The organism is Virgisporangium aliadipatigenens, from assembly GCF_016863615.1.
Classification (GTDB): Bacteria; Actinomycetota; Actinomycetes; order Mycobacteriales; family Micromonosporaceae; genus Virgisporangium; species Virgisporangium aliadipatigenens.
Genome location: NZ_BOPF01000004.1, coordinates 98,168 through 121,885, shown reverse-complemented (window position 1 = coordinate 121,885; position 23,718 = coordinate 98,168). Strand labels below are relative to the sequence as shown.

Annotated in this window: 19 protein-coding genes; 11 read left to right on the top strand and 8 right to left on the bottom strand. The window is 71.6% G+C overall.

The window, feature by feature from the left end; all coding sequences use genetic code 11:
- Nucleotides 1–51 precede the first annotated feature (51 nt).
- On the bottom strand, nt 52–786 hold the full coding sequence (locus tag Val02_RS07130; protein WP_203898116.1) for an ATP-binding protein: 735 nt from the start codon (nt 784–786) through the stop codon (nt 52–54).
- A 117-nt stretch (nt 787–903) separates the two neighbouring features.
- Here Val02_RS07130 and Val02_RS07125 point away from each other — a divergent pair, with 117 nt between their 5' ends.
- Nucleotides 904–1,986, top strand: a complete 1,083-nt coding sequence (locus Val02_RS07125) for a SigB/SigF/SigG family RNA polymerase sigma factor (protein WP_203898115.1) — start codon at nt 904–906, stop codon at nt 1,984–1,986.
- On the opposite strand, the gene Val02_RS47165 is transcribed toward Val02_RS07125, so the two are convergent.
- Genes Val02_RS47165 through Val02_RS07110 form a run of 4 tightly spaced genes read right to left on the bottom strand, consistent with a single transcriptional unit; the run spans nt 1,940 to nt 6,459 of the window.
- Nucleotides 1,940–2,500, bottom strand: a complete 561-nt coding sequence (locus tag Val02_RS47165; RefSeq protein ID WP_239152507.1) for a PAS domain-containing protein — start codon at nt 2,498–2,500, stop codon at nt 1,940–1,942. The genes Val02_RS07125 and Val02_RS47165 overlap by 47 nt on opposite strands.
- Nucleotides 2,437–3,843 (bottom strand): CheR family methyltransferase, encoded by a 1,407-nt coding sequence (locus Val02_RS07120; protein ID WP_239152505.1) that lies wholly within the window; start codon nt 3,841–3,843, stop codon nt 2,437–2,439. Before Val02_RS07120 ends, Val02_RS47165 begins: the two co-directional genes overlap by 64 nt.
- A gap of 30 nt (nt 3,844–3,873) precedes the next feature.
- A complete protein-coding gene (locus Val02_RS07115) occupies nt 3,874–4,908 on the bottom strand; it encodes a chemotaxis protein CheB (RefSeq protein ID WP_203898114.1) in 1,035 nt (344 codons plus the stop codon).
- Nucleotides 4,909–4,938: 30 nt separating this feature from the next.
- On the bottom strand, nt 4,939–6,459 hold the full coding sequence (locus Val02_RS07110) for an LLM class flavin-dependent oxidoreductase (protein ID WP_203898113.1): 1,521 nt from the start codon (nt 6,457–6,459) through the stop codon (nt 4,939–4,941).
- 78 nt (nt 6,460–6,537) lie between these two features.
- Here Val02_RS07110 and Val02_RS07105 point away from each other — a divergent pair, with 78 nt between their 5' ends.
- The 8 genes from Val02_RS07105 to Val02_RS07070 all read left to right on the top strand — a co-directional run bounded on the left by Val02_RS07105 (nt 6,538) and on the right by Val02_RS07070 (nt 19,354).
- Nucleotides 6,538–7,635: a DUF4407 domain-containing protein gene (locus Val02_RS07105; RefSeq protein WP_203898112.1), complete on the top strand. Its 1,098-nt coding sequence runs from the start codon at nt 6,538–6,540 to the stop codon at nt 7,633–7,635.
- Between the two features lie 97 nt (nt 7,636–7,732).
- Complete coding sequence (locus tag Val02_RS07100) at nt 7,733–9,325, top strand: S1 family peptidase (protein WP_203898111.1); 1,593 nt, start codon at nt 7,733–7,735, stop codon at nt 9,323–9,325.
- Nucleotides 9,326–9,458: 133 nt separating this feature from the next.
- Nucleotides 9,459–11,732 (top strand): FdhF/YdeP family oxidoreductase, encoded by a 2,274-nt coding sequence (locus Val02_RS07095; RefSeq protein ID WP_203898110.1) that lies wholly within the window; start codon nt 9,459–9,461, stop codon nt 11,730–11,732.
- 79 nt (nt 11,733–11,811) lie between these two features.
- Complete coding sequence (locus Val02_RS07090; RefSeq protein ID WP_203898109.1) at nt 11,812–12,000, top strand: hypothetical protein; 189 nt, start codon at nt 11,812–11,814, stop codon at nt 11,998–12,000.
- An 84-nt stretch (nt 12,001–12,084) separates the two neighbouring features.
- On the top strand, nt 12,085–12,975 hold the full coding sequence (locus Val02_RS07085) for an MmpS family transport accessory protein (RefSeq protein WP_203898108.1): 891 nt from the start codon (nt 12,085–12,087) through the stop codon (nt 12,973–12,975).
- Nucleotides 12,976–13,055: 80 nt separating this feature from the next.
- Complete coding sequence (locus Val02_RS07080; protein ID WP_203898107.1) at nt 13,056–13,448, top strand: hypothetical protein; 393 nt, start codon at nt 13,056–13,058, stop codon at nt 13,446–13,448.
- A gap of 3 nt (nt 13,449–13,451) precedes the next feature.
- Nucleotides 13,452–14,129, top strand: coding sequence for a DUF6766 family protein (locus tag Val02_RS07075; RefSeq protein WP_203898106.1), 678 nt, complete (start codon nt 13,452–13,454; stop codon nt 14,127–14,129).
- A 32-nt stretch (nt 14,130–14,161) separates the two neighbouring features.
- Nucleotides 14,162–19,354, top strand: coding sequence for a diguanylate cyclase (locus tag Val02_RS07070; protein WP_203898105.1), 5,193 nt, complete (start codon nt 14,162–14,164; stop codon nt 19,352–19,354).
- On the opposite strand, the gene Val02_RS07065 is transcribed toward Val02_RS07070, so the two are convergent.
- Nucleotides 19,351–19,935, bottom strand: a complete 585-nt coding sequence (locus tag Val02_RS07065; RefSeq protein WP_203898104.1) for a helix-turn-helix transcriptional regulator — start codon at nt 19,933–19,935, stop codon at nt 19,351–19,353. The two genes, Val02_RS07070 and Val02_RS07065, sit on opposite strands and share 4 nt — an antisense overlap.
- 47 nt (nt 19,936–19,982) lie before the next feature.
- Here Val02_RS07065 and Val02_RS07060 point away from each other — a divergent pair, with 47 nt between their 5' ends.
- Nucleotides 19,983–20,786, top strand: a complete 804-nt coding sequence (locus Val02_RS07060; protein ID WP_203898103.1) for a class I SAM-dependent methyltransferase — start codon at nt 19,983–19,985, stop codon at nt 20,784–20,786.
- Here Val02_RS07060 and Val02_RS07055 read toward each other — a convergent pair.
- On the bottom strand, nt 20,783–21,235 hold the full coding sequence (locus Val02_RS07055) for a MarR family winged helix-turn-helix transcriptional regulator (RefSeq protein ID WP_203898102.1): 453 nt from the start codon (nt 21,233–21,235) through the stop codon (nt 20,783–20,785). The two genes, Val02_RS07060 and Val02_RS07055, sit on opposite strands and share 4 nt — an antisense overlap.
- A gap of 60 nt (nt 21,236–21,295) precedes the next feature.
- Here Val02_RS07055 and Val02_RS07050 point away from each other — a divergent pair, with 60 nt between their 5' ends.
- Entirely contained in the window at nt 21,296–22,864 is a 1,569-nt protein-coding gene (locus tag Val02_RS07050) for an MFS transporter (protein WP_239152502.1), read from the top strand.
- A 547-nt stretch (nt 22,865–23,411) separates the two neighbouring features.
- Here the strand turns inward: Val02_RS07050 and Val02_RS07045 are convergent.
- Nucleotides 23,412–23,585, bottom strand: coding sequence for a hypothetical protein (locus Val02_RS07045; protein ID WP_203898101.1), 174 nt, complete (start codon nt 23,583–23,585; stop codon nt 23,412–23,414).
- Nucleotides 23,586–23,718 lie beyond the last annotated feature (133 nt).

Genomic DNA, 23,718 nt, shown 5'->3' with positions numbered 1-23,718 from the left:
CGGCAAACTACGAGCGGCGGCTTAATGGATGCTTGCCGCCACGTAACGGACTCACCCGTGCCGGTGAATGCGCAGCGTCGCCCAGACCACCTTGCCGTCGGAGATCTCGGACGTGCCCCAGCCGGAGGCGACCGCGTCGACCAGCAGGAGCCCGCGACCACCCTCACCCGTCTCCGGGTCGGGAAGAACCCGCTTGGGCTTGACCGGGCTCCCGTCGCGCACAGCGAGGTGCAGGAACCGCTCCCGGGCGCTGACCATCAGCTCCATCGTGCCGCCCACGTGGCGGATCACGTTGCCGACCAGCTCGGTGACGATCAGCTCGGCGTCGTCGGCGAGGGCCGGCAGGCCGGCGTCGGTGCAGGCGCGGCGCACCACGTCGCGCGCGGTGGCCGTGGCCGCCGGGGTGGCGGCGATCATCGAACGAAACCGGCGCGGTGTCCGCAGGTCGCCGAGCGCCGCCTCCGCCTCGGCGCGGTCGTCGTACAGCGGAACGACCCGGTTGATACCCATCCGCTCGAGATCACGCCGCACAGTACGGGACGAGCCACTGATCACGACGGGGCAGCCCGGCCACTCCGCGGCCACCCGCCCGAACGTGCTCAGCACCGTCAGCGCGATGTCCTCATCGACCGTGAGCCCGTCGACATCGACCAGAACCGCTGTCGGGTGGGCCGCCAACGCCTTGTGCAGGACCGAACGCGCATCGACGGAGCTGGACATGCTGAGCGCACCCGAGAGGCTGACCACGGCGATCGGCGCCGATGCGTCGATTGCGCAGCTGAGCACGTCGTCACCGTCCAGCGCGTGGGACCGAACCCGGTTGATTCTCGGTAGCGTTCCACTGTACGCGGACTTTCGACGCACTAAGGTTAGACCGTGGTCCTGTGGGGCACGACCGAGGTTATGACCTTCCCCTCGTTCATGTTGCGGGTCCACCGCTGGGATTCCCTGGCGGTGGTCGATGTGGACGGGGTGGTGGACCTCGCCACCGTTCCGCTCCTGCGCGCCGCGCTCCACGAATTGACCCCGCATTTCACCTCGGTAGTGATCGACCTCGCCGATGTGCCCCTGCTGGACGGGCACAGCGTCGGTGTCCTGGTATCTACCCACCGGCGGGCGCGCAAACACGGGCACGATGTCCGGTTGCGTTCCGCGCAGGGCCGCGTCCTGCGCGTTCTCGAGATCTCCGGCGCCGACAAGCTGTGCGACGACGACACCCCCGTGCCGCACACCGACGGCGAGGACTGCACCTCCGACACGCTGCTGCGGGCCCGGGCGCGCGCCGACGAGCAGTACCGCGACACGCTGCGCGAGATGGCGGTCGCCGCGTCGTACGAGCTGGCGTCGGCGCTCGCGCGCTCCTACCGCGGCCGCGGCGAGTCCGTCGACGACCTGATCCAGGTGGCGATGGTCGGCCTGCTCAAGGCGGTCAACGGCTTCGACCCCGAGCACGGCTCCGGGTTCCGGGCGTACGCGGTGCCGACGATCGTGGGCGAGATCAAGCGACACTTCCGCGACAAGGGCTGGATGCTGCGGGTGCCGCGCCGCATGCAGGAGATCGGGATGGAGCTGGCCGGCGCCCGGGACGTCCTGGCGCAGCGGCTCGGTCGGGCCCCGACGATCAGCGAGATCGCCGAGCAGCTGCGGCTGACCCGCGAGGAGGTCGCCGCCGCGCTCGACGCCGCCCAGGTGTACCGGCCGGGTTCGCTGTCGGCGCCGGTGGGTGGCGAGGGCGACGGGGAGCTGGTGCTCGGTGACCTCGTAGGCGGCATCGACGACGGGTTCGAGCTGGTGGAAAACCGGGAGAGCCTGCGCGGGCTGCTCGGCCGGCTACCCAGCCGCGAGCAGCGGATCCTCGCGCTGCGCTTCTACGGCAACCGCACCCAGGCGCAGATCGCCGAGGAGGTGGGCATCTCCCAGATGCACGTGTCCCGGCTGCTCACCGGTGCTCTTCGGCGGCTTCGCGATGGTCTGACGGGCTGCTGACCGGTCCGTTCGCGCCGTCCTCGCCGATCGCGTCCATCACCAGGATCACCCCGGTCACCATGCCGCCCTCGCCGGCCAGCGGCGTGCAGACCACCTGCACCTCGATGGCGCGGCCGCGCCGGTTCACGGCGTTGAGGCGCTGCTCCTGCGGGCCGTCGGTGCCGGAGAACACGCCGCGGATCAGCGGGCGGAGCCGGTCCGTCGGCAGGCCGATGTCCAGGTTGAGGAAGTGCTGGCCGACGGCCTCCTCCTGGCGCAGGCCCCACAGGTCCTCGGCGCGGCGGTTCCAGACGCGCACCTGCATGTCGTGGTTGATCACGGCCACCCCGGCGCGCAGGCTGGTGAGGATCGCCTCCAGGAACGCGTTCGCGTCGTCGAGGTCGCTGGTGCGCTCGCGCAGTTCGTCGTTGATCGACTGGAGCTCGTCGTTGGTGGACTGGAGCTCCTCGTTCATCGTCTCCAGTTCCTCGTTGGTGGACTGCAGCTCCTCGTTGGTGGTCTCCAGCTCCTCCACGGTCGACTGGAGCTCCTCGTGGTGGTCTCCAGTTCCTCGTTGGTGGACTGCAGCTCCTCGTAGGCGGTCTCCAGCTGGCGGTTGGCGTGCTCCAGCTCCTCGTGCAGGTGCTGGGCAGCCGTCACGTCCAGGAAGATCAGCGAGACGCCGAGCAGCCGCGCGTCGGTGTCCACGAGCGGGTTGATCTGCACCTCGAGGTGCACCTTGTCGCCGGGCGAACGCTGGTACTCCACGTCCGGCACGCGGATCATTCGCCGTTCGACCTGGGCCTGCTCGATCAGACCGCGCAGCTCGACCGGCCGGTAGGACATGTCGAGGTCGCGGAACGGCCGACCCACCTCGCGCGGCGACACCCCGAACAGCGTTTCGGCCTGCCGGTTGGAAAGCGCGACCAGCCCGTCGGCGGTGACCACCACCTGCGCGACCGGGCTGGCGGAGAACGCCTCGGTGCGCAGCCGGTCGAGGCCGACGACCTGGTTGCGTGGCGCGGGCTGCGGCATTTCCGTGAACTGGGTCCCGTTACCGACGTGCGACGGCGCGACCTTGCGGAACAGCCGCCGCTTGAGATCGATGGGCGTGAACAGGTTGGCGTGACTGAGTAGCATCTCGGCCTTGCCGAGGAAAAGTATGCCGCCGCCGGCGAGGGCGAAGTGGAACCGGGTCAGGATGCGGGACTGCGTCTCGGCGTTGAAATACATCAACGCGTTGCGGCACACCAGCAGGTCTATCCGCGATATCGGCGCGTCCTGGACCAGGTCGTTGCGGCCGAAGATGACCGACCGGCGCAGGTCCTTGCGGAACGTGTACCGGTTGCCGCCCGGCTCGAAGTAGCGCTCCAACAGCTCCGGCGGCAGCCCCTGGACCTCGCGATCGTCGTAGGAGGCGTGCCGGGCCTGGGTCAGCCCCTCGTCGTCGACGTCCGTCGCGTAGATCTTCACCCGGGTGCGGAACTGGTCCGGGCCGAGCGCCTCCGCCAACAGGATCGCGAGGCTGTAGGCCTCCTCGCCCGAGGCGCAGCCGGCGCTCCACACCCGCAGCGGCGCGTCCGGCCCCTTGCCGGCCAGCATCGACGGCAGCACGTCCGTGCGCAGATGATCCCAGGCCTCCGCGTCCCGGAAGAAGCCGGTCACATTGATCAGGATGGTGTTGAAGAGCGCCGTGAACTCCTCCGGGTGAACCTGCAGGTAATCCAGGTACTCGGCGTAGTCCGGCACGTGGATCTGGCTCATCCGGCGACCGACGCGCCGCATCAGGCTGGAGCGCTTGTACCCGGTGAAGTCGAAACCGCGCTCCTCCTTCAGATAGACAAGGAGCGCCTCGAACTGCGGGTCAGGCTGCGTCACGCTGAGAAAACCTACCGTCCCGCGGTCGGGTTACCGCGTTCCCTCCCCGGCCGGGGCATCCATTCGTCGAATCAATTCCCTGATCAAGGCGCCGGCGTTCTCGGCGTCCTCGCCCTTTTCGACATAGCGGGCGGCCGCACCCGTGAAGCCGCGTTCCTTCGCGTTGTCGCTCATGCGGCGGGCCAGCGCGGCCTTCTCCTCCAGGCTGCGCAGGGCCATCCACAGCGCGCCCTCGAACGCGGCGCCCAGCTCGTCCAGCAGGCTCTGCGGCGACCAGGCGTGCCCCACCCAGCAGCGGTACCGCGGCGACGGCTCCCCGGCCAGTTCGAACAGCCCGCCGTGACAGGTCGGACAGGCGAACCCGGCCGGGGTACCCGGCAGCTCGGCACTGGTCATGTCCTGGAGTTCGGCGATCGCGGTCTCCATCGCGAGCGCGTCGTCGGCCGGGAACGGATCGGCCTTCCCGGCGGCGAACTCCGCAGCGGCGCACCTCTTTGCGGCGAGCCGCACGGCCGAGACGACGGCCGAGGGCAGTTCCGCCGCGGTGTGCACCAGCGCGTCGGGAACGTGCCCGATCACGCTGCGGGGCATCGACGGGTGCAGCGCCTCCTCCGGGTCCTGCACGATCACGGTCCCGCCGGCCTCGGCCAGCACGACGGCGCCGGCCGTCCCGTCGTCCCGGGAGCCGGACAGCACCACCGCCACGGTGCCGGCCCCCCGGTCGAACGCCACCGAGCGGAACAGCGGGTCGACGGCGGGGCGGTGGCCGTTCTCGGCGGGGCCGCGGGTGAGCCGGGCGTGCCCCTCGACGGCGAGCAGGTGCCGGTCCGGCGGCGCCACGTAGATCCGGCCGGGGAGCAGCGGTTCGCCGTCGAGCGCATGCCGGGCCGGCAGCGGTCCGGAGCGGTTCAGGATGTGCGGCAACGCGCTCGGCCCCGAACGCGGCACGTGCAGCACCACCAGCACGGCCGCCGGGAGGTCGACGGGTAGGCCGGCCACCAGCGATTGGATTGCTTCGATGCCGCCGGCCGACGCGCCGACGACCACGAGGACGTCTGCGGCCATGTGCGGGGAGCTACCCCTGATCGCCCGTTCTCACACCTGGCCGGGGTAGAAGCCCAGCCGCGCCAACGGCTCCACCAGATTGCGCTCCTCGTAGGAGAGGTGGGACAGCAGCGTGTCCGTGAGCGTGTCGACGGCGCGCCGCAGCCCGGTGAGATCGCCCGGGTTGCGGACCAGCTCGACCAGCTGCCGGTCGACGTTCTCCACGACGTGGTGGATCACCACGTGCTCCTCCTCCAGCCGGTCGATCACCGGCGCGAGGCCGGGGTCGGCGCGCTTCAGGTGCGGGAAGATGCCGCTGTCCTCCAGGCTGTGGTGCTGGGTCAGCATCGTGCAGTAGGAGGCGCAGAAGGCGCCGAGCGTCCAGTTGTTCTGGCGCAGGGTCAGCTCCTGGAGCGCGCCGCGGGCCCGGCCGACGGACATGGTGCCCTGTTCGACCTGGCGGAGCACGTCGCGGACCTGCGCCAGTTCCTGGCGGAGATGGTCGTGCACGTCCACCAGGTGCTGGCCGACCGCCTTGGCGCGGGCCGGATAGGTGTGCCCCTCCGGGGCCGCGGGCGCCTGCGGGCGGGCCGCCTCGTCCCACAGCCCGTGATCGGTGAGCCGGGTGCCGTCGTCCGGGGTCGGGGTGACGCCGAGCCCTTTGGGCAGTTCGCGCGGGGCCTCCGGCGTGGGTGCCGGGACCGGGGCCGCGCTCCCGTTACGGGCCGCGTCCACGTTCTCCCGCACCTTCGGTGCAATTTCCTGGCCGAACCGGGTGATCGCGGCCGGATCGTCGCCGCTGAGGATGAACGCCGAGACGCCGTGCTCCAGGGCCAGCGCGGTGAGGCGCTCGACGGTGGCGTCGTCGGGGCCGATGTTCAGCAGGCGGCGCACGGCACGCGGCTCCCGGCCGGCCTGCGTGGCGGCCTCGTCGATGACGGCGTTCAGCTCGGCCAGTTCCTCGCCGCCCTTGGGCAGGTACGACAGGCTGGGCAGCCACCCGTCGGCGACCCGGCCGACGAGGTGCAGCATCCGCGGCTTGTACGCGCCGAGCCAGATCGCCACGGGATGCGCCGGTGCCGGGCCGCGCTTCGCGCCGTTCACCCTGTAGAACGTGCCGGGCACGCGCACGCCGCCGCGGGTCTCCACGGTCCAGACGTCGCGGATGATCCGGATCGCCTCCTCCAGCGCGTCGACGGACTCCCCCGGGCTGAGCCGCCGGCCGCCGTTGGCCTCGATCGCGTCCCAGAACGACCCGGCGCCCAGGCCCAGTTCGATCCGGCCGCCGCTGAGCAGGTCGAGGCTGGCCACGCTGCGGGCGATCACGATCGGCTGCCGCAGCGGCAGGTTGAGCACGTTCGTGCTGAGGCGGATGTCGGTCGTCGCGGCCGCCACGAAGGAGAGCAGCGTCCAGGTGTCGAGGAATCCGGCCTGGTAGGGGTGATCCTGGAAGGTCACGAGGTCGAGACCGGCGCGTTCGGAGTGCTGGGCGAGCGCGACAACCCGCTCGTGATCGCCCGCTACGGGTGTGACAAAGGTCCCGAAGAGCAGGTCGTGGCCGTAGTCGTTCACCGCCCAAGACTTCCACGCGAAGGTCCCGTATCCGCGAACAGGCCTCACGAAGGCGGAAATGTCCGGAAGATTGAGCGGATGGCGGGAACCAGTAACCGAGTCGGCTTCTCCCCCATGCTGCGCGCGTCCGGGGTGGACCCGACCGAGGCGATCCAGTACGGGGAGGCGTCGCGCTACCGCACGTTCGGCGCGCTCGTCCTCTTCACCACCGCCATGTCCGCCGCCGCCGTGCTCTGGGCCGTGCACATCGCGACGAACGCGCCCACCGAGGTGGCCGTCGGCGTGGCGCTGCTCTGGGGCTTCGGCATCTTCCACATCGACCGCTGGCTGGTCTCCACCCCGATCTCCCGACCGGGGCCGGGACACCGGCTGCTGTTGCTGCTGCCCCGGATGGCGATCGCGGTGCCGTTGGGGCTGCTGGTGGCGTGGTTCGCCATGCTCGGCGTCGCCGGCAAGGAGATCGACCAGCAGCTGGACCTGGACCGGGTGGCCGCCACGTCGGAGCTGTCGGCACAGGTGCGCAACCAGTCCGACCTGGCCCGCCAGCGCGAGGAACTGGTCGCCGAACGCGACGGGCTGGTGAGCCGCTACGAGGCGGCCGTCGCGCGGATCGACCCGCTGCAGAAGTCGTTCGACGAGGAATGCTCCGGAATGGGCGGTTCCCTCTCGAAGGGCTGCGGCCCGGTCGCGGCGCGCAAGGGGGCCGAACTGGACGCGGCCCGCAACGCCCGCGACCTCGCCCTCGCCGCCGTCAACCAGCGGGTGCCCGACATCGACGCCCAGATCGCGCGGATCGACGAGCAGCTCGCCAACCGGGTCGCGAACGTCACCGAGTCCAGCGAGCGCAACGACGGCATCTTCGCCCGCCGGGCGGCCCTGTCCAAGGTGCTGGACCGCGACGGCGAGGCCCGACAGCTGTACCACCTGCTGGAGATCGTGCTGATCATGGTGGACCTGATCCCGGCGATCGCCAAGGTGGTCTCCCCGGTCAGCATGCTCGACGTCGCCAAGGGCATCCGGCGCCAGCGCATGCGCGAGGAACTCCAGTCGACCGCCGCCGCCGAACGCGCCTCGCCGGACATCGCCGACGCGCTGATCTACGCGGCTACCCAGCGTGCCGAGACCCTCCGCGAACAGGCCGACCTCCAGCGTGCACTGACCCGCAGCGGAGGCTGAGTCTCACGTTTACCTTTTGCCTCCCTTAAGCGTGTGACCCACACCCCAACCGATCCGTACCCCCCGATGCATCGTCATCGGTTGGGGAGGAATCCGAATGCGTTGGAAGCGGACCGCGCCGTGGTTGGCGGTGGTGACAGCGGGCGTGGCGGCGGTAGCCATCCTGCCCGGACTGTCGTGGGGTTCCGAACAGCCGCCCGGCGGCGCGGACGGATTCGCGGCGGATGACGCGGCGGCGGCCAACACGCCGCTGGTCGGCGCCGTCGCCAAGGACCTGCGCATCGACGCGGGCCAGGCCGGCAACCGGCTGCGCAAGGACAACTGGGCCGGCCGCACCGAGGCCCAGCTGCGCCGGGAACTCGGTGCCGAGTTCGGCGGCGCGTGGATCTCGGCCAACGGCGGCACGCTCAACATCGGCGTCACCACCGACGCCGCCGCCGCGAGGGTGACCGCCGCCGGCGCCACGCCGAAGAAGGTCGCCCGCAGCGAGCAGACCCTCGCCGGCATCAAGTCCAAGCTCGACGCCACGAGCGCGGACAAGTCGGTGACCGGCTGGTACGTCGAGGACTCCACGAACACCGTGGTCATCACCGCCAAGTCCAGCGGCCAGGCGAAGGCCCGCGCACTGGTCGCCGCCAGTGGCGTTCCGGCCGACGCGGTCAAGGTCGTCACGAACGACTCCACCCCGCGGCCGCTCGCCGACATCCGCGGCGGCGACGCGTACTTCATCGAACAGCAGTTCCGCTGCTCGGTCGGCTTCGCCGTGCAGGGCGGGTTCGTCACCGCGGGCCACTGCGGCCAGCCGGGCGACACCACCGCCGGCGCCGGGAACGTCCCGCAGGGCACCGTGCGCCAGTCGACGTTCCCGGGCAACGGCGACTTCGGCTTCGTGCAGACGAACGCCACGTTCACGCCGACGCCGTTCGTGAACACGACGTCGAACACGCAGGCCGTGCAGACCGTGCCGGTGGCCGGCTCGCAGGAGGCCCCGGTCGGCGCGGCCATCTGCCGCAGCGGTTCCACCACGGGCACGCGCTGCGGCACGGTGCTCGCCAAGAACCAGACGGTCAACTACCCCGAGGGTGCCGTCACCGGCCTCACCCGCACCAACGTGTGCGCCGAGGGCGGCGACTCCGGCGGTTCATGGCTGTCGGGCAACCAGGCGCAGGGCGTGACCTCCGGCGGTTCCGGGGACTGCACGCGGGGCGGGGAGACGTTCTTCCAGCCGCTCGCCGAGATCCTGCAGGTCAACAACCTGACGCTGGTGACCACCGCCGGCAACGGCGGCGGCGGTGGCGGCAACGACCCGTCGCCCGCTCCGTCCCCGTCCGCTTCCGCGTCGAACCCGCCGGGTGGCGGCGGTGGCGGCGGCCAGCAGGGTTGCGCCGGCATGGACGCCTCGGCCAGCGGTTCGATGAACCGGGCCGGTGCCCAGCAGATCGTGCCGAACGGCCGCTTCTACCGGGCCCGCGGCGGTCAGCAGCAGGGGTGCCTCAGCGGCCCCGAGGACGCCAACTTCGACCTCGAACTCCAGCGGTGGACCGGCCGGCGTTGGCAGACCGTGGCGCGCTCCACCGGCCCGACCGCGCAGGAGTCGCTGACGTTCAACGGCCAGGGCGGCTTCTTCCGGTACGTGGTGACGGCGCGCTCGGGTTCCGGCATCTTCGTGCTCGGCGCCAACCTGCCGTAGCGAGCAGCTGACGCAGGACGACCTCCGTTCGACCGCCCCGGCCCTCCCGCCGGGGCGGTCGTTCGTTTGCGCCCGAAGTGGGAGTGGTCCTACCGACGGGTACATAATGCGAAGGATCGACGGAGGTGCCGGAATGACCAACGAGAAGCCCACCGATGGCCTGACCGAGGAGCCCCTCAAGGTCACGCCGCCGAAGGAGTGGTCCGCCGGCATACCCGGCGTGACCAAGTCGCTCGAGTACTCCTACGCGCAGATGGGCGCCGGTCGTTCGCTGAAGGTGCTGCGCAAGCTGAACCAGAAGGACGGGTTCGACTGTCCCGGCTGCGCCTGGCCCGACGGCGAGCACCGCAAGATGGCGGAGTTCTGCGAGAACGGCGCCAAGGCCGTCGCCGAGGAGGCCACCGTCCGGCGGGTCACCCCCGAGTTCTTCGCCCGGCATCCCGTCAGCGAACTGGCGGAGCGCACCGACTACTGGCTGGGCCAGCAGGGCCGCCTCACCGAGCCGATGTTCAAGCCGGCCGGCAGCGATCACTATCAGCCCGTCACGTGGACCGACGCGTACGGCGTCGTCGCGGAGGCGCTGCGGGGCCTGGGTTCCCCGGACGAGGCGGCGTTCTACACGTCGGGGCGGGCGTCCAACGAGGCGGCGTTCGCCTACCAGCTCTTCGTGCGGGCGTTCGGGACCAACAACCTGCCCGACTGCTCGAACATGTGCCACGAGTCCTCCGGCAGCGCGCTGTCGCAGACCATCGGCGTCGGCAAGGGGAGCGTCTCGCTCGACGACCTCAACAAGGCCGACCTGATCCTGGTCGTCGGCCAGAACCCGGGCACCAACCACCCACGCATGCTCTCCGCGCTCGAAGAGGCGAAGGCCGCCGGCGCGTCGATCGTGGCCGTGAACCCGCTGCCGGAGGCCGGCCTGATCCGGTTCAAGAACCCGCAGAAGCCCCGGGGTGTGGTCGGCCGCGGCACCAAGCTCGCCGACGACTTCCTGCAGATCCGCGTCAACGGCGATCTCGCGCTTTTCCAGGCGATCAACCGGATGCTGCTCGACGCCGACGCGATCGACCGGGCGTTCATCGACGAGCACAGCAGCGGCTTCGAGGAGTACGCGGCCCACCTGCGCAAACTCGACTGGGACGACGTGCTCGCGGCCACCGGCCTCACCCGCGCCGACATCGAACGCCTCTACGCCCGCGTGGTCCGGTCCGAGCGGATCATCGTCTGCTGGGCGATGGGCCTCACGCAGCACAGGAACTCCGTGCCGACCATCCGCGAGGTCGTCAACTTCCTCATGCTGCGCGGCAACCTGGGCCGCCCCGGCGCCGGCGTCTGCCCGGTGCGCGGGCACAGCAACGTCCAGGGCGACCGGACGATGGGCATCTGGGAGAAGCCGCCCGCGCACTTCCTGGAGGCGCTGGAGAAGGAGTTCGGTTTCCGGCCGCCGCAGCACCACGGGTACGACACGGTCGAGACCATCCGCGCCATGCGCGACGGCACGGTGAAGGTGTTCTTCGCGCTCGGCGGCAACTTCGTGGCGGCCACCCCGGACACCGACGCGACGATGGCGGCCGTCCGGCGCACCGCGCTGACCGTGCAGGTCTCCACCAAGCTGAACCGTTCGCACGCGGTCACCGGCGAGGCCGCGCTGATCCTGCCGACGCTCGGGCGCACCGAGGTCGACGTGCAGCCGTCCGGGGCGCAGTTCGTGACCGTCGAGGACTCGATGAGCGCGGTGCACGCCTCCTCCGGCACCCTCGAACCGGCGTCGGAGCACCTGCGCAGCGAGGTCCGCATCGTGTGCGAACTCGCGCAGGCCACGCTGGGCGACCGGACCACGATCCCGTGGGCCGCGTTCGCCGACGACTACGGCCTCATCCGGGAACGCATCGAGCGCGTGGTGCCCGGCTGCGACAACTACCGGGAGAAGGTGGCCCGGCCGGGCGGCTTCGTGCTGCCGCACGCCGTGCGGGACCGGCGCAAGTTCAACACCGCCACCGGCAAGGCGAACTTCACCGTGAACGACCTCGTGGTGCTGCGGGTGCCGGAAGGGCATCTTCTGCTGCAGACCCTCCGTTCCCACGATCAGTACAACACCACGATCTACGGCCTGGAGGACCGCTACCGGGGCGTGCACGGCGGGCGCCGGGTGGTCTTCGTCAACCCGGACGACCTGACCGAGCTGGGGATCGCCGACGGGCAGTACGTGGATCTCGTCGGCGTGTGGCGGGACGGCGTGACGCGGCGGGCCGCACACTTCCGGGTCGTCTCCTACCCCACCGCGCGCGGCTGCGCGGCCGCCTACTACCCGGAGACGAACGTGCTGGTGCCGCTGGACAGCACCGCCGAGGTCAGCAACACGCCGACCTCCAAGTCCGTGATCATTCGATTGGAAAACGCCTCATGAGCGGACGCTTGCGGGAGCGAATCATGGGGCACTGTGCGCTCGCGTCTCATGGCGCCGGTGAGCGAAGCGAGGCGGCGTCATGAGCGAGTGGACGTTGCGGGTGTACCGGGACGGCGAGCCGGAGCAGGAGACGTTCGCGAGCGAGGACGAGGCGCGGGCGGCGGCGCGCCGGATGGAGCACCAGGGCTGGACCGAGGGAATCCCGGACACGATCTACTCCCCCGGCGGCGAGGTGGTCTGGCACCGCCCGCACGACGCGGCAGGTTGATCGAACTCGGGTGATCCACCGGCGACGGTAGGCGAGCAACGTTCACCATGAAGACGGCCGAATAGTCACATTAAGGACGTCGTTGTGAACCGCGAAGCCTCGAAACCGAAGTGGGCCATACCGCCCGTGCTCGGTGGCACCATCGCCGCACTCATCCTCGCCGCCGTGGTCGCCGTCGTCGTGCGCCCGCCGGCGGGCGCCAGCCCGATCGAAGAAGCCTGCTTCTGGCCTTCGGCGTCCCCCAGCGCCTCGGCGGGTGCGACCCCGACCGCCACGGCGAGCGCCGCCCCGACTCCCACGGCGACCACCGCCCCGACGGCCACCCCGGTGGTGCCGACGCCGACCGGTGTCGCGCCGACCGGTGTGGTGCCCACGGGCGTCGCGCCCACCGGCGTGGAGCCGACCGGCGTCGTGCCCACCGGCGTCGCGCCGACCGGCGTGGAACCGACCGGCACGATGCCAACCGGTGCCCCGATCGTGCCGCCCGCGCCTCCCGTGCCGCCGGTTCCGCCGATCCCGGCGCGCCTCCAGAAGGCCGACCCGTCGGCCTCCGTCTCGGTATCGGTCGACCCGTCGGCGGCCCCGTCGGCGTCCGCTTCCGTCGACCCGTCGGCCGTCCCCTCGGTGGCCCCGTCGGCATCGCCGTCGGCATCGCCGTCGGCATCGGCCTCGCCGACGCCGTGCACCTGGCCGTCGGCCAGCGCCTCCGCGGGCGAGGTCTACGCCTACGAACTCGCCGGCGACGGACCCGTCTCCATCACCTACATCGACATGTACTCCGAAGAGGTCAGCGTGGTTAACGTCGCGCTGCCCTGGCGGATGGGCTTCCCGACCGAGGGCACGGTCAAGAGGTTCTACGCCAAGCGCCTCGAACCGTCCGAGGGCTCGCTCACCTGCCGGATCATCCAGAACGGCGTCGTGACCCGGGTCGAGCACGCCGAGGGGCCGAACACGCTGATCACCTGCTACATCTGACCGCTCGCGCGCCGGGGGTGTGCCGCTGCGGCGCACCCCCGGCGTGTTCGAAGTTGTCGTTCTTGGGGAAGTACACCCCCATGAGGGGGTCATCACTGCTCCTGGTCGTTCTTCTGCTGCTGACGGCCTGCGCGCCGACGCCCACGGATCATGCCGCGGCCGACACGGCGAGCCGCCTCTCGAACGCCGTTCGGGACGGGGACGGCGCAGCCGCCTGCGCGGCGCTCGCACCCGACACCCGCGAGTCGGTCGAACGTTCCGCCGGCGAGCCCTGTGCCGCAGCCGTCACCGACGCCGGTCTCCCACCGCCCGCACCCGTGCGCGAGGTGCGCGTCCACGGCCAGTGGGCCCAGGTGGTGACCGGCAACGACACCGTCTTCCTGGGCGCGTTCGGGTCCGGGTGGCGGGTCGTCGCCGCGGGCTGCCGTTCCCGGGGCGAACGCCCCTACGACTGCGTCGTCGCGGGGGACTGAGCGATGCGCCGCGGACTCGTTCGCGAACACTCGCTCGGGCCGGTGTTCGTCGCCCTGTTCCTGATCTGCCTCGTGGGGCAGGCGATCGCCGGACACGCCGACTACAACTCCGAACAGGTCACCGACGGGCTGCCTCCGGTGTCGCTCGGCACCTATCTGATGTCCGCGTCGTTCGCGGTCGACGTCGCCGAGAACTGGCAGTCGGAGTACCTGCAGTTCTTCCTGTTCATCGTCCTGACGGTGTGGCTGCTGCAGAAGGGTTCCCCGGAGTCCAAACCACTGGACCGCCCGGGGCGGGAGAGCGACGCCGAACAGCACGTCGGCGCCCACGCCCGGCAGGACTCCCCGGCCTGGGCCAAGCGCTACGGCTGGCGGCAGGCCGTCTACTCGAACTCGCTCGGCATCACGATGGGCACGATCTTCCTGCTCTCCTGGCTGGCGCAGTCGGTGGCCGGCACGGCGGCGTTCAACGAACAGCAACTGCGCCAACGGCAGGATCCGGTCACCTGGTCGCAGTACCTGACCGAGCCCGACTTCTGGAACCGCACGCTGCAGAACTGGCAGTCCGAGATGCTGGCCGTCGCGTCGATGGTGCTGCTCTCGATCTTCCTGCGCCAGCGCGGCTCCCCCGAGTCCAAGCCGGTCGGCACCCCGCACCAGACAACGGGCGTGGAAGGCTAAGCGCTTCCCCGGTACCGCCGATGCGGTGAGGGATGAGCACGCCGCCCGCCGCGATCGATGCCGGGAGCGCCGACCCGACCCGCCCGACGGTGCCCGGCCTGGAACTGCTGGGTGAACTCGGCCGGGGCGCCCGCACGGTCGTGTACCGGGCCCGCTACCGCGACGGCGTGTACGCGGTCAAGTTCCTCGCCCGGGTCGGCGACGAGGCGGACGCGGTGGCGTTCCGGCGCGAGGCGGCGCTGCTGGCCTGCCTGGATCACCCCGGGGTGGCCCGGGTGCACGAGGTCGGTACCTCCTCGGGACGGCCGTACCTGGTGATGGACCTGGTCGAGGGGACGCCGCTGACGGCGGTGCTGGCCGCCGGCCCCACGACGGTCGAGAACGTCCTGCGCCTCGGCATCGAACTCGCCGACGCCCTGGCGGCGGCGCACCGGCGGGAGCTGGTGCACCGGGACGTCAAACCGGACAACATCATGATCACGCCGGACGGGGCGAGCCGCCTCCTCGACTTCGGCCTGGCCGCCCGCGCCGAGGGCAGCGGCGCGCCGGCGAACGAGACGGACGTCGCCGTGGGCACGTTCACGTACAGCGCGCCGGAGCAGACCGGCATGCGGGGCCGTCGCGTCGACGGGCGCGCCGACCTGTACGCCCTCGGCGTCGTGCTGTTCGAGTGCCTGACCGGCGAGCCGCCGTTCCGCTGCGAAGACGTGGGCGAACTGATCCGCATGCACCTCTCCGCACCGGTGCCCGACGTGCGCGCACTGCGCCCGGACACCCCCGAGGCGCTCGCCGACATCGTGGCCCGGCTGCTCGCCAAGGACCCCGACGACCGCTACCGCGGCGCGGCCGGGCTCGCCGCCGACCTGCGTCGGGTGGCGGACGGGGCGCTGGAGACGTTCCCCCTGGACAGAACCGGTGCGAACACCGCGGGGGACCTCGTCGGCCGGGACCGCGACGTGGACCGGATCGTGACCCGATGGCACCGCGCGGCCGGCGGCAACGGCGGGGCGGTCCTGGTCCGGGGCGCGGCCGGCGCGGGGACGACCAGCGTGGTGCGCGCGGCCGCCGACGCGGTCCGGGCCGCCGGCGGGATCACCCTGCGCGGTTCCTGCCCGGCCGAGACCGGGGTGCTGTTCGCGCCGCTGCGCGCGGCCGTCGACACCCATCTCGCCGATGTCGAACGGCTTCCCGACGACGCCCGCGCCGCCGCGACCGCGCACCTGCGCGACCTGGTGCTGGCCACCGGGGGGATGGCCGCCGCGGTCTCCCCCGCACTGGCCGCGATCACCGAGGCGGGTCCCCTCGCGGCCGGTGCGCAGCAGGGCCAGGTCGCCGAGGCCGTCGCCGAACTCTTCGTCGGCCTCGCCCAGAACACCGACGGCGCGCTGCTGCACATCGACGGCGCACACCGGATGGACGAGGCGACCCGCGCCGTGCTGCGCCACCTCGGGCCGCTGCTGCCCGACTCGTCGCTGCTGGTGGCGCTGTCGACGCGCGACGCCGACGCGGACGAACGCCCGTTCACCGTGGAACTCGGTGCCGCCGTCGACCTCGACATCGTGCTGCACCCGCTCGACACCGACGCGGTGGCGGCGATGATCCGCGAACGGCTCGGTGCGGCCACCGTTCCGGACCGGCTGGTGGAGAAGCTGGCGGCGCGCAGCGGCGGCAATCCGATGGCCGTCGCCGAGTACCTGCGGGCGGTCGTGGACGGCGGGCTGCTGCGCCCCTCGTGGGGCCGCTGGCTGCTGGACGACGCGGGCATGGACTCGCTGGCGCTGCCCGGCGACGTGCTCGACCTGCTGCTGCACCGGGTGCGCCACCTCGACGCCGACGAGCGCCGGCTGTTGCGCGTCGCCGCGGTCGTCGGGGCGCGGTTCTCCGTGGCGGAGCTGGCCGCCGTCGCCGGGGTCGCTCCGGCCGAGGTCCACGCGGTGCTCACCACCCTGGCCGGCAGCGTCGTCGAGCACGCCGGTGACGGGTACGCGTTCCTGCACGACGACCTGCGCGGTCCCCTGCTGGCGGAGCTGCCCGAAGCCGAGCTGCGGGCGCTGCACCAGGCGCTCGCCGAGTACATCGAGGGGACCGGCTCGGGCGATCCGCGGGACCGGTTCCGGCTCGCCCGGCACTTTCTCGCCGGGCTTCCCGACCGGGATCCGGATCGGACGTTCGCGGCGGTCGCGGCCGCGGGTTCCCTCGCCCTCGCGCACCAGGCTCCCGAGCAGGCGGTCGAACTCCTGGAAGCGGCGCTCGCCGTCGCCGAGCGGACCGGCCGCCAGCCCGGCCCGGCGGTGCTCACCGATCTCGGTGTGGCGGCGCTGCGCTCCGGAAGCCTCGAGCCGGCGGACGCCTACCTGAGCCGCGCCCTGGACAGCGAACGGGACCCGGTGCGCCGGGCCGCCCTGTACGCCCGCAAGGCGGAGGTGTGCTTCGGCCGGTACGACGGCGACGCCGGCATCGAACGGGTCTTCCTCGGCTTCCACGAACTGGGTGCGCCGATCCCGCGCGGCGCCTTCCGCATGGTCGCCTCGACGGTGCTGCGCTTCGTGGCCGGCGTGCTGGTCGGCCTGCTCCCGGTCCGGCTGCGCGCCGCCACCGGCCCGCGCCGCGAGCGGTACCGCGTCATGTGCGAACTGTTGCGGATCGGCGTCGGCTGCGGGGCGGCCACGCTTCGGGTGTCGCTGGTGCTCGCCTTCGAACTGCGCGCCTACCTGCCGGCGGCGCGCCTCGGCCCCGGGCCGGACTGGGCGCTCGTGCGTGCGGACGTGGCGTTCATCCAGGCGATGGTGGGAATGCGGCGGCACGCGAGGCGGATCATGCGCGGCTCGATGAACCTCGCCCTCGGGATCGGCGATCCGGCCCTCGCCGCCAAGCTGCACTTCATCAACGGCATGATGCGCTCGCTGATGCCGAATCCCGGCGGCGGCGAGGATGCCTGGCTGGCGCACGCCGTCGACGCGCACGGCCGCTGGATGGACCCCACCGATCGCACGAACGCCTACACCGTCCTGGCGCACCTTGCGCTCGTGCGCGGCGACACGTCCCGCATGGCCGAGTGGCTGCGCCGCGGCAACGGACCCTCCACCGGCCAGCAGGGCGACGAGGAACCGCTGCCCGGCAGCCCGCTGCGCACGATGGAGACGCAGTATGCCGCGATCACCGGCCAGGCGGCGGCCGCCGCCGAGGGGCTGGCCCGGGTGCGCGAACACGCCCTCGCCCACCCGGCCAACCGCGTCGCCCGGATCAGCCTCGCCCTCGCCGAGGTGCAGGCCGTCGTCGAGGCGGGTGAACTGGACCGGCTCGACGACGTGGCGGACGAGTCGCTGCGGGTGTTCCGCAGGATGAAGCAGACTCCCCGAACGGCCCTGCCCTACCTGCGCGTCTTCTGGGTGCACCTGGCGTTCGGCCGGCTCGCGCAGGCGGTCCAGGCGACCGGCCCGGAACGCGAGACGCGGCTGGCGGATGCCGCCCGCGCCGTCAAGGAACTGGGACACGCCGCCGACACGCCGACCCTGCGCGCCTACCACACCGTCTGCCGGGCGGCCCTGCTCCAGCTGCGCGGCGAACATCGGCGGGCGCTGGCGACCGTCTCCGCGCTGCGCGACGAGACCGCCGAGCTGGACCTGTCCCTGGTGTCGTTCGAGGGGTGCGTGGTGCGCGCCCGCGCCTGGCGCGAACTGAACAGTCCGGGGCCGGCCCAGCGGGAGGCCGTTGCGGCGGCCACCATCGCGGCGGCGAACGGCTGGCTGCCCCGGCTGCGGCGGATGCGCACGGAGTTCGGCGTCGACCTCGCCAAGTCGGGCACCACCGGGGCCGGGCACACCAGCATCGGCGGGAACGGCGTGCACCAGCGGCGGCTGGAGGCTCTGCACCAGTTCGGGCTGGCGGCGGCGACCGTGCTGGAGCCGCGGGAGTTGGCGGGCATCGCGCTCGCCGAGATGGTGCGCATCTTCGCGGCGCAGCGGGCGTTCCTCTTCCTGGTGGAACCGGAGACGGATCGGCTGGCGCCGTACCTGGGTCGCGACGCCGACGGCTCCGAACTGGTCGAGCTGTCCGGCTACGGTTCGACGCTGGTGGACCGGGTGCGCGAGACCGGCGAGACGCTCGTGGTGACCGGCTCGGACGAGGGTGAGGCGCTGGGCTCGCAGAGCGCCGTGGTGCACGGCCTGCGCAGCATCATGGTGGCGCCGCTGCAGAGCCAGGGGCGCATCCAGGGCGTGGTGTACCTGGACAGCCGTGCCGCGCAGGGCATCTTCACCACCGACGACGTGGACATCCTGGCGGCGATCACCCATCAGGTGGCGCTGTCGCTGGAGACCGCCCGGGCGGCGCAGTTGGAGGTGATGGTGCGCACCGCGCAACGCGAACGGGACCTCGCCGAGACGCTGCGGCGCTCGTTCGCGGCGCTGAGCCGCAGCCTCGAACCGGCGGAGGTGACCCGCCAGCTCACCGGCACGCTGTGCGAGGTGCTCCGGCTGGACCGGGCGGTGTTCCTGGAGGAGGCCGCCGTGCGGATCCCCGACGGGCAGCCGCCGCCGGAACTGGGGCCGAGCACCCGTTCGTGGTTGTCGCTCGCCGTCGAGGTGCGCGGCCAGTCCCGCGGAACGGTTCTGGCCGGCTGCGACGCTACGCGCACGTTCACCGACGCGGAGCTGGACATCGCGGCCGCGGTCGTCGACCAGGGCGCGGTGGCCCTGGAGAACGCCCTGCTCTTCCGCCAGGTGGCGGACCTCGCCGTGCGGGACACGCTGACCGGGCTGCCCAACCGCCGGCACTTCTTCGAACTGGCGGGCCAGCAGGTGTCGGCGGCCCAGCGGTACGACCGCCCGGCCTCGGCCGTGATGATCGACATCGACCACTTCAAGTCGATCAACGACACGCACGGGCACGCCGTCGGCGACGAGGTGATCCGCGAGGTGGCGCACCGGCTGGCGGGTGCGCTCCGGGCGAGCGACCTCATCTGCCGGTACGGCGGCGAGGAGTTCGCCGTCCTGCTGCCGGAGACGGCCGGCGACGCGGCCCTCGCCTCGGCGCACCGGCTGCACGGTGCCGTCACGGCGACGCCGGTGCTGACGGCGGTCGGGCCGCTGCCGGTCACGGTGTCGGTCGGCCTCGCCGGTCCGGAACGCCCGTTCGGCGGGCTGGCGGTGCTGTTGAAGCTCGCCGACGAGGCCCTGTACGACGCGAAGCGGGCCGGTCGCAACCGCGTCCGCATGACGGCTTAGTCCTCGCCGAGGTGCACGCGTTCGCCGTCGTGATCGAGGATCGTCATCACCTCCGCCGGCCCGTCCTTGGCCCCGAACGCGTGCGGCACCATCGTCGAGAACGCGGCCGCCTGCCCCGTCTCCACCAGGATGTAGCGCTCCCCCAGGCGCAGCTCGACGGCGCCGGACAGCACGGTGAACCAGTCCCAGCCCGGGTGCACCTTGAGCGCGTCGGCCCGCCGCGAGACCGGTCGGGTAAGGCGCACCCGCGCCACCGTGAAGCCCTGCGGCCCCGGCAGGTGGCTGAACAGCCACGTCGTGCGGCCGCGCGCCGGGTCGTGGTGCGGCTTGATCACCACGTCGCCGTCGGTGTCGGCGGGCTCGACGAGCTGGTCGAGGCTGCTGCCCAACGCGTGGGCGATCGCGGTCAGCTGGTCGAGGCCGATCCGGCGGTGCCCGGTCTCGATGCGGCTCAGCGTGGAGGGGCTCATGTAGCAGCGCTCGGCCAGCTCGTCCAGGGACCAGCCCTTGGCCGCCCGCAGCCCCCGGATGCGCGCCCGCACCAGCGCGTCCAGGTCGGACCTCTCCGCCTCTTGCTTCATACGCAAGATGCTATGCGCGTGGGGCAAAGCGCGTCTACGTTCGTCGTATGACTCACGATCACCTGTCGGAGCTGCTGGATCTCGACGCCGAGGTGCTGCACGCGCACATCACCGAGCTGACCGGCTGGATCCGTTCCCGCGCGGGCACCGTCGAGGACGTGCTGGACCTCGGCGCCGGGACGGGGACGGGGACGTTCGCGCTGCTCAGGGAGTTCCCCCGCAGCAAGGTCACCGCCGTGGACGCCGATCCCGAGATGCTGGAACGACTGGCGGCGAAGGCCCGGAGCCTCGATCTTGCCGAACGGGTCCGCACTGTCCCCGCGGACCTGGACACCGGCTGGCCCGACCTCTCCCCGGTCGACGTGGCCTGGGCGTCGGCCTCGATGCACCACATGGCCGACCCGGACGCCACCCTCGCCCGGGTCCACGCGACGCTGCGCCCCGGCGGCATCTTCGCGGTCGTGGAGCTGAACTCGTTCCCGCGCTTCCTGCCGACGAGCGTCGGCGACGGCCTCGAGGATCGGGTCAACGCCGTCGTCGACGCCGAACGCGCCCGCCGCCACGTGCACATCGACACGGACTGGCCGGCGCACTTCGTGAAGGCGGGCTTCGCGGTCGAGGAAGAGCGAACGTTCGCTCTGTCGATCGAGCCGCCGGTGCCGGCGGTGGCGCGCCGGTACGCGGAGGTCACGCTGCAGCGCATCCGGCACGGGATCGGCGAACTGCTCGACCCGCGGGACGCGGCGGCGCTGGACGCACTTCTCGATCCCGGGCGGCCGGAGAGCGTGCAGCGCCGGGACGACCTGTCGGTCCGCACCACCCGCCACGCCTGGCTCCTGCGCCGCGCTTAGCAGGTGGAGATCTCCTCGGTGGTCGTGGACTGCTCCGCCTGCGTCATCCGGGTCAGCCAGGCCGCGACGACGGCGATCTCCTCGGCGCTGAAGCCTTCGGAGAGCTTCGCCTCCACCGCGCGCACGGTCGGCAGCGCCTCGTCGAGCCGCACCCGCCCGGCGTCGGTCAGGTAGATCCGCTGCGAACGCCGATCGTTGGGGTTGGGCCGCCGCTCCACCAGCCCGGCCCGCTCCAACCCGGCGAGCATCTCGTTGGCGGACTGCCGCGCCGTGGACACCTTGCGCGCGACGTCGGCCACGGACATGCCGGGCGTGTCGTTCAACATCAACAGCGACGCGAACTGCGCCACGGACAGCTCGTGCGCCACCAGCGCCTCCGCGACGACGCCGCGCAGGGACAGCCACGCATGCCGCACCAGGAACGTCGAGCACCCGTCGGGACTGTTCATCACACCATTGTGCGTGAAAGGCGATTGACAGGGACCTGTCAATTCTGCCAACCTGCTTCCATGACCGACAGGGACCTGTCAATCAGCCTACCGCAGCAGCGCCGCGTGCTGTCCGTTCTCGTCTTCGCCGCCATCCTCATCTGGATCGACACCACCATCCTCGGCATCGCCCTGGAACGCCTCGCCGACCCGCGCACCGGCCTCGGCGCCACCCCCGGCGAACTCCAGTGGGCCGTCGGCTCCTACGCGCTGCTCTTCGCCACGGCGCTCTTCGCCGCCGGCGCACTCGGCGACCGGTACGGCCACCGCACGATCCTCGTGCTCGGCCTGCTCCTGTTCGGCGCCGCCTCCGTCTGGGCCGCCTGGGCCGGCGACGCGACCGCGCTCATCCTCGCCCGCGGGCTCATGGGCCTCGGCGGCGCGATGATGATGCCGACCTCGATGGCGATCATCGGCGCCACGTTCCCCCCGGAACGCCGCAACGGCGCGATCGCCGCCTGGTCCGCCTCCAGCGGCGTCGGCGTCGCCCTCGGCCCCCTCCTCGGCGGCGTCCTCGTCGACCACTTCTGGTGGGGCTCGGTCTTCCTGGTCAACCTGCCCGTCGTCGCCCTGGCCCTGATCGGCATCGCGTGGACCGTCCCCAACCCGCGCCTCGCCTCCCGCCGCCGCGCCGACCCGATCGGACTCGCCCTCTCCACCACCGGCCTGGCCCTGCTCGCCTACGGCCTCATCGAGGCCGGCCAGGACACCGCGGCCTGGGACCGCCCACAGGTCTGGGCCACAGTCCTCGGCGGCCTCGCGCTCCTCGCGCTGTTCGTCGTGGTCGAATGGCGCTCGGACGCGCCGTCCTTCGACCCCAGGCTCTTCCGCAACAAGCGTTTCAGCGCCGGCAACTTCGCCCTTGCCGCACTCTTCTTCGGCATCACCGGTCAGATGTTCTTCGGGAACTTCTACCTGCAGGGCGCCCGCGACATGAGCGCGCTCGCCACCGGCCTGACGTTCCTGCCCGGCGCCCTCGGCGTCGCCGTCGGCTCACCCCTCGGCGCCCGCCTCGCGGCCCGCTACGGCGTGGGCCCCGTCAGCGGCACCGGCATGCTGATCGTCGCCGCCTCCTTCGCGCTGAACCTGACGTTCGACGTCGACACGTCGCTCTTCTACTTCTGCGCCATCGGCCTCGTGAGCGGAACCGCCATGGGCGTGGCGATCGCGCCCACCATCGCCGCGATCATCGCCGTCCTGCCGCTCGACCGGATGGGCGCCGGCTCGGCCGTCAACAACACCGTTCGGCAGGTCGGCAGCGTGCTCGGCATCGCCGTCCTCGGAACGGTGCTCGCCGGCACCTACCGCGACCGCATCGCACCGGCACTGGCCGCACTGCCCACCGCCGCGCGGGACGCCGCCGCGCCTTCTGCCGAGCACACGCGCGCCGTGGCCGCCGCCGCCTCGCGGCCCGACCTCGCCTCCGCTGCCGATGACGCGTTCATCGCGGCAATGCATGTGACGGCGGTTTCGGCGGCTGTCGTGATGTTCGTGGGGGCGGTCGTTTTGATCGTGGCGTTCCGGGGGCGGGGAGCGGCGGGGGTTGATCGGGTGGAGTCAGCAGAAAGGGTGGCTGCCGCGCGGGTTTGAGTCGGGGGTCGAGGGCCGGCCGGGTGGGGACTTCGTCGCCTACCGGCCGGCGTCAAACTTCGGAGATCGCCGCGATTCACGGGTCATCGGCGGCATCGGCGATCGCGTACGCGGTACCGATGACGATGCCGTCGAGGAAGCGGACCAGGTCGTCCAGCGGCCGTCCCTGGGCAATACCGGTAGCGGCAGGTCACCCGCAGCCAGGTAACCTAGTGCCTCGCGCCCTCGTAGCTCAGGGGATAGAGCAACGGTTTCCTAAGGCGGTAAGCCCGGTCCGGGCACTCGCCCATCTCGATACGGTCGATCAGCCAAAACGTCAAGGACCTGGACTTTTGACCTGCCATGCCGTTGCAGTCAAAGTCCAGTTGTTCATGGTCAACAAGAGTGGTCGATGGGCATCCACGGGACAACTGCGGGACAACTTGCCACCGGCCTCCTCGTGGGTCAGCGATCTTGCGACCATCGCTCAATCTCGCCGGGACTCAATGTCGATCTTCACGTAGTGTTCCCCGTGTAGGCTCTAGAGGCGGGTGTTCGGCGAACACTCTCAAGCCCTGGTCAACACGGGAACGGCAATGAGGAACAGGATTGTTAGCGCCAGAGTCGCAGTGGCAACAGCCACGAGCAGAGGCTCAGCCCATTCGCGACGCTTCTTGACCAGCACAAGGACTGCGACAAAAGCGATGACCAGTGCAAGCCAACGGATGTCGACCAACATCATATTGGGACCCTCATCTCGGGAGGCCGGGTTGACCGGAGGGGGCGGGCGCGGCCTCAAGCGGCCGTTCACCGTGTTCGGAGAACAGACCGTACATGACCGAACGCAAGGTCACAATCACTCTGGGGGTGCTGGC

Excerpts from the sequence above, each read along its gene's own strand:
- Val02_RS07095 (WP_203898110.1), top strand. The coding sequence starts at position 9,459 with ATGACCAACGAGAAGCCCACCGATGGCCTGACCGAGGAGCCCCTCAAG.
- Val02_RS07055 (WP_203898102.1), bottom strand. The coding sequence starts at position 21,235 with ATGAACAGTCCCGACGGGTGCTCGACGTTCCTGGTGCGGCATGCGTGG.
- Val02_RS07050 (WP_239152502.1), top strand. The coding sequence starts at position 21,296 with ATGACCGACAGGGACCTGTCAATCAGCCTACCGCAGCAGCGCCGCGTG.
- Val02_RS07075 (WP_203898106.1), top strand. The coding sequence starts at position 13,452 with ATGCGCCGCGGACTCGTTCGCGAACACTCGCTCGGGCCGGTGTTCGTC.
- Val02_RS07060 (WP_203898103.1), top strand. The coding sequence starts at position 19,983 with ATGACTCACGATCACCTGTCGGAGCTGCTGGATCTCGACGCCGAGGTG.
- Val02_RS07105 (WP_203898112.1), top strand. The coding sequence starts at position 6,538 with ATGGCGGGAACCAGTAACCGAGTCGGCTTCTCCCCCATGCTGCGCGCG.
- Val02_RS07080 (WP_203898107.1), top strand. The coding sequence starts at position 13,056 with ATGAGGGGGTCATCACTGCTCCTGGTCGTTCTTCTGCTGCTGACGGCC.
- Val02_RS07090 (WP_203898109.1), top strand. The coding sequence starts at position 11,812 with ATGAGCGAGTGGACGTTGCGGGTGTACCGGGACGGCGAGCCGGAGCAG.
- Val02_RS07070 (WP_203898105.1), top strand. The coding sequence starts at position 14,162 with ATGAGCACGCCGCCCGCCGCGATCGATGCCGGGAGCGCCGACCCGACC.
- Val02_RS07065 (WP_203898104.1), bottom strand. The coding sequence starts at position 19,935 with ATGAAGCAAGAGGCGGAGAGGTCCGACCTGGACGCGCTGGTGCGGGCG.
- Val02_RS07115 (WP_203898114.1), bottom strand. The coding sequence starts at position 4,908 with ATGGCCGCAGACGTCCTCGTGGTCGTCGGCGCGTCGGCCGGCGGCATC.
- Val02_RS07045 (WP_203898101.1), bottom strand. The coding sequence starts at position 23,585 with ATGATGTTGGTCGACATCCGTTGGCTTGCACTGGTCATCGCTTTTGTC.
- Val02_RS07100 (WP_203898111.1), top strand. The coding sequence starts at position 7,733 with ATGCGTTGGAAGCGGACCGCGCCGTGGTTGGCGGTGGTGACAGCGGGC.
- Val02_RS07125 (WP_203898115.1), top strand. The coding sequence starts at position 904 with ATGACCTTCCCCTCGTTCATGTTGCGGGTCCACCGCTGGGATTCCCTG.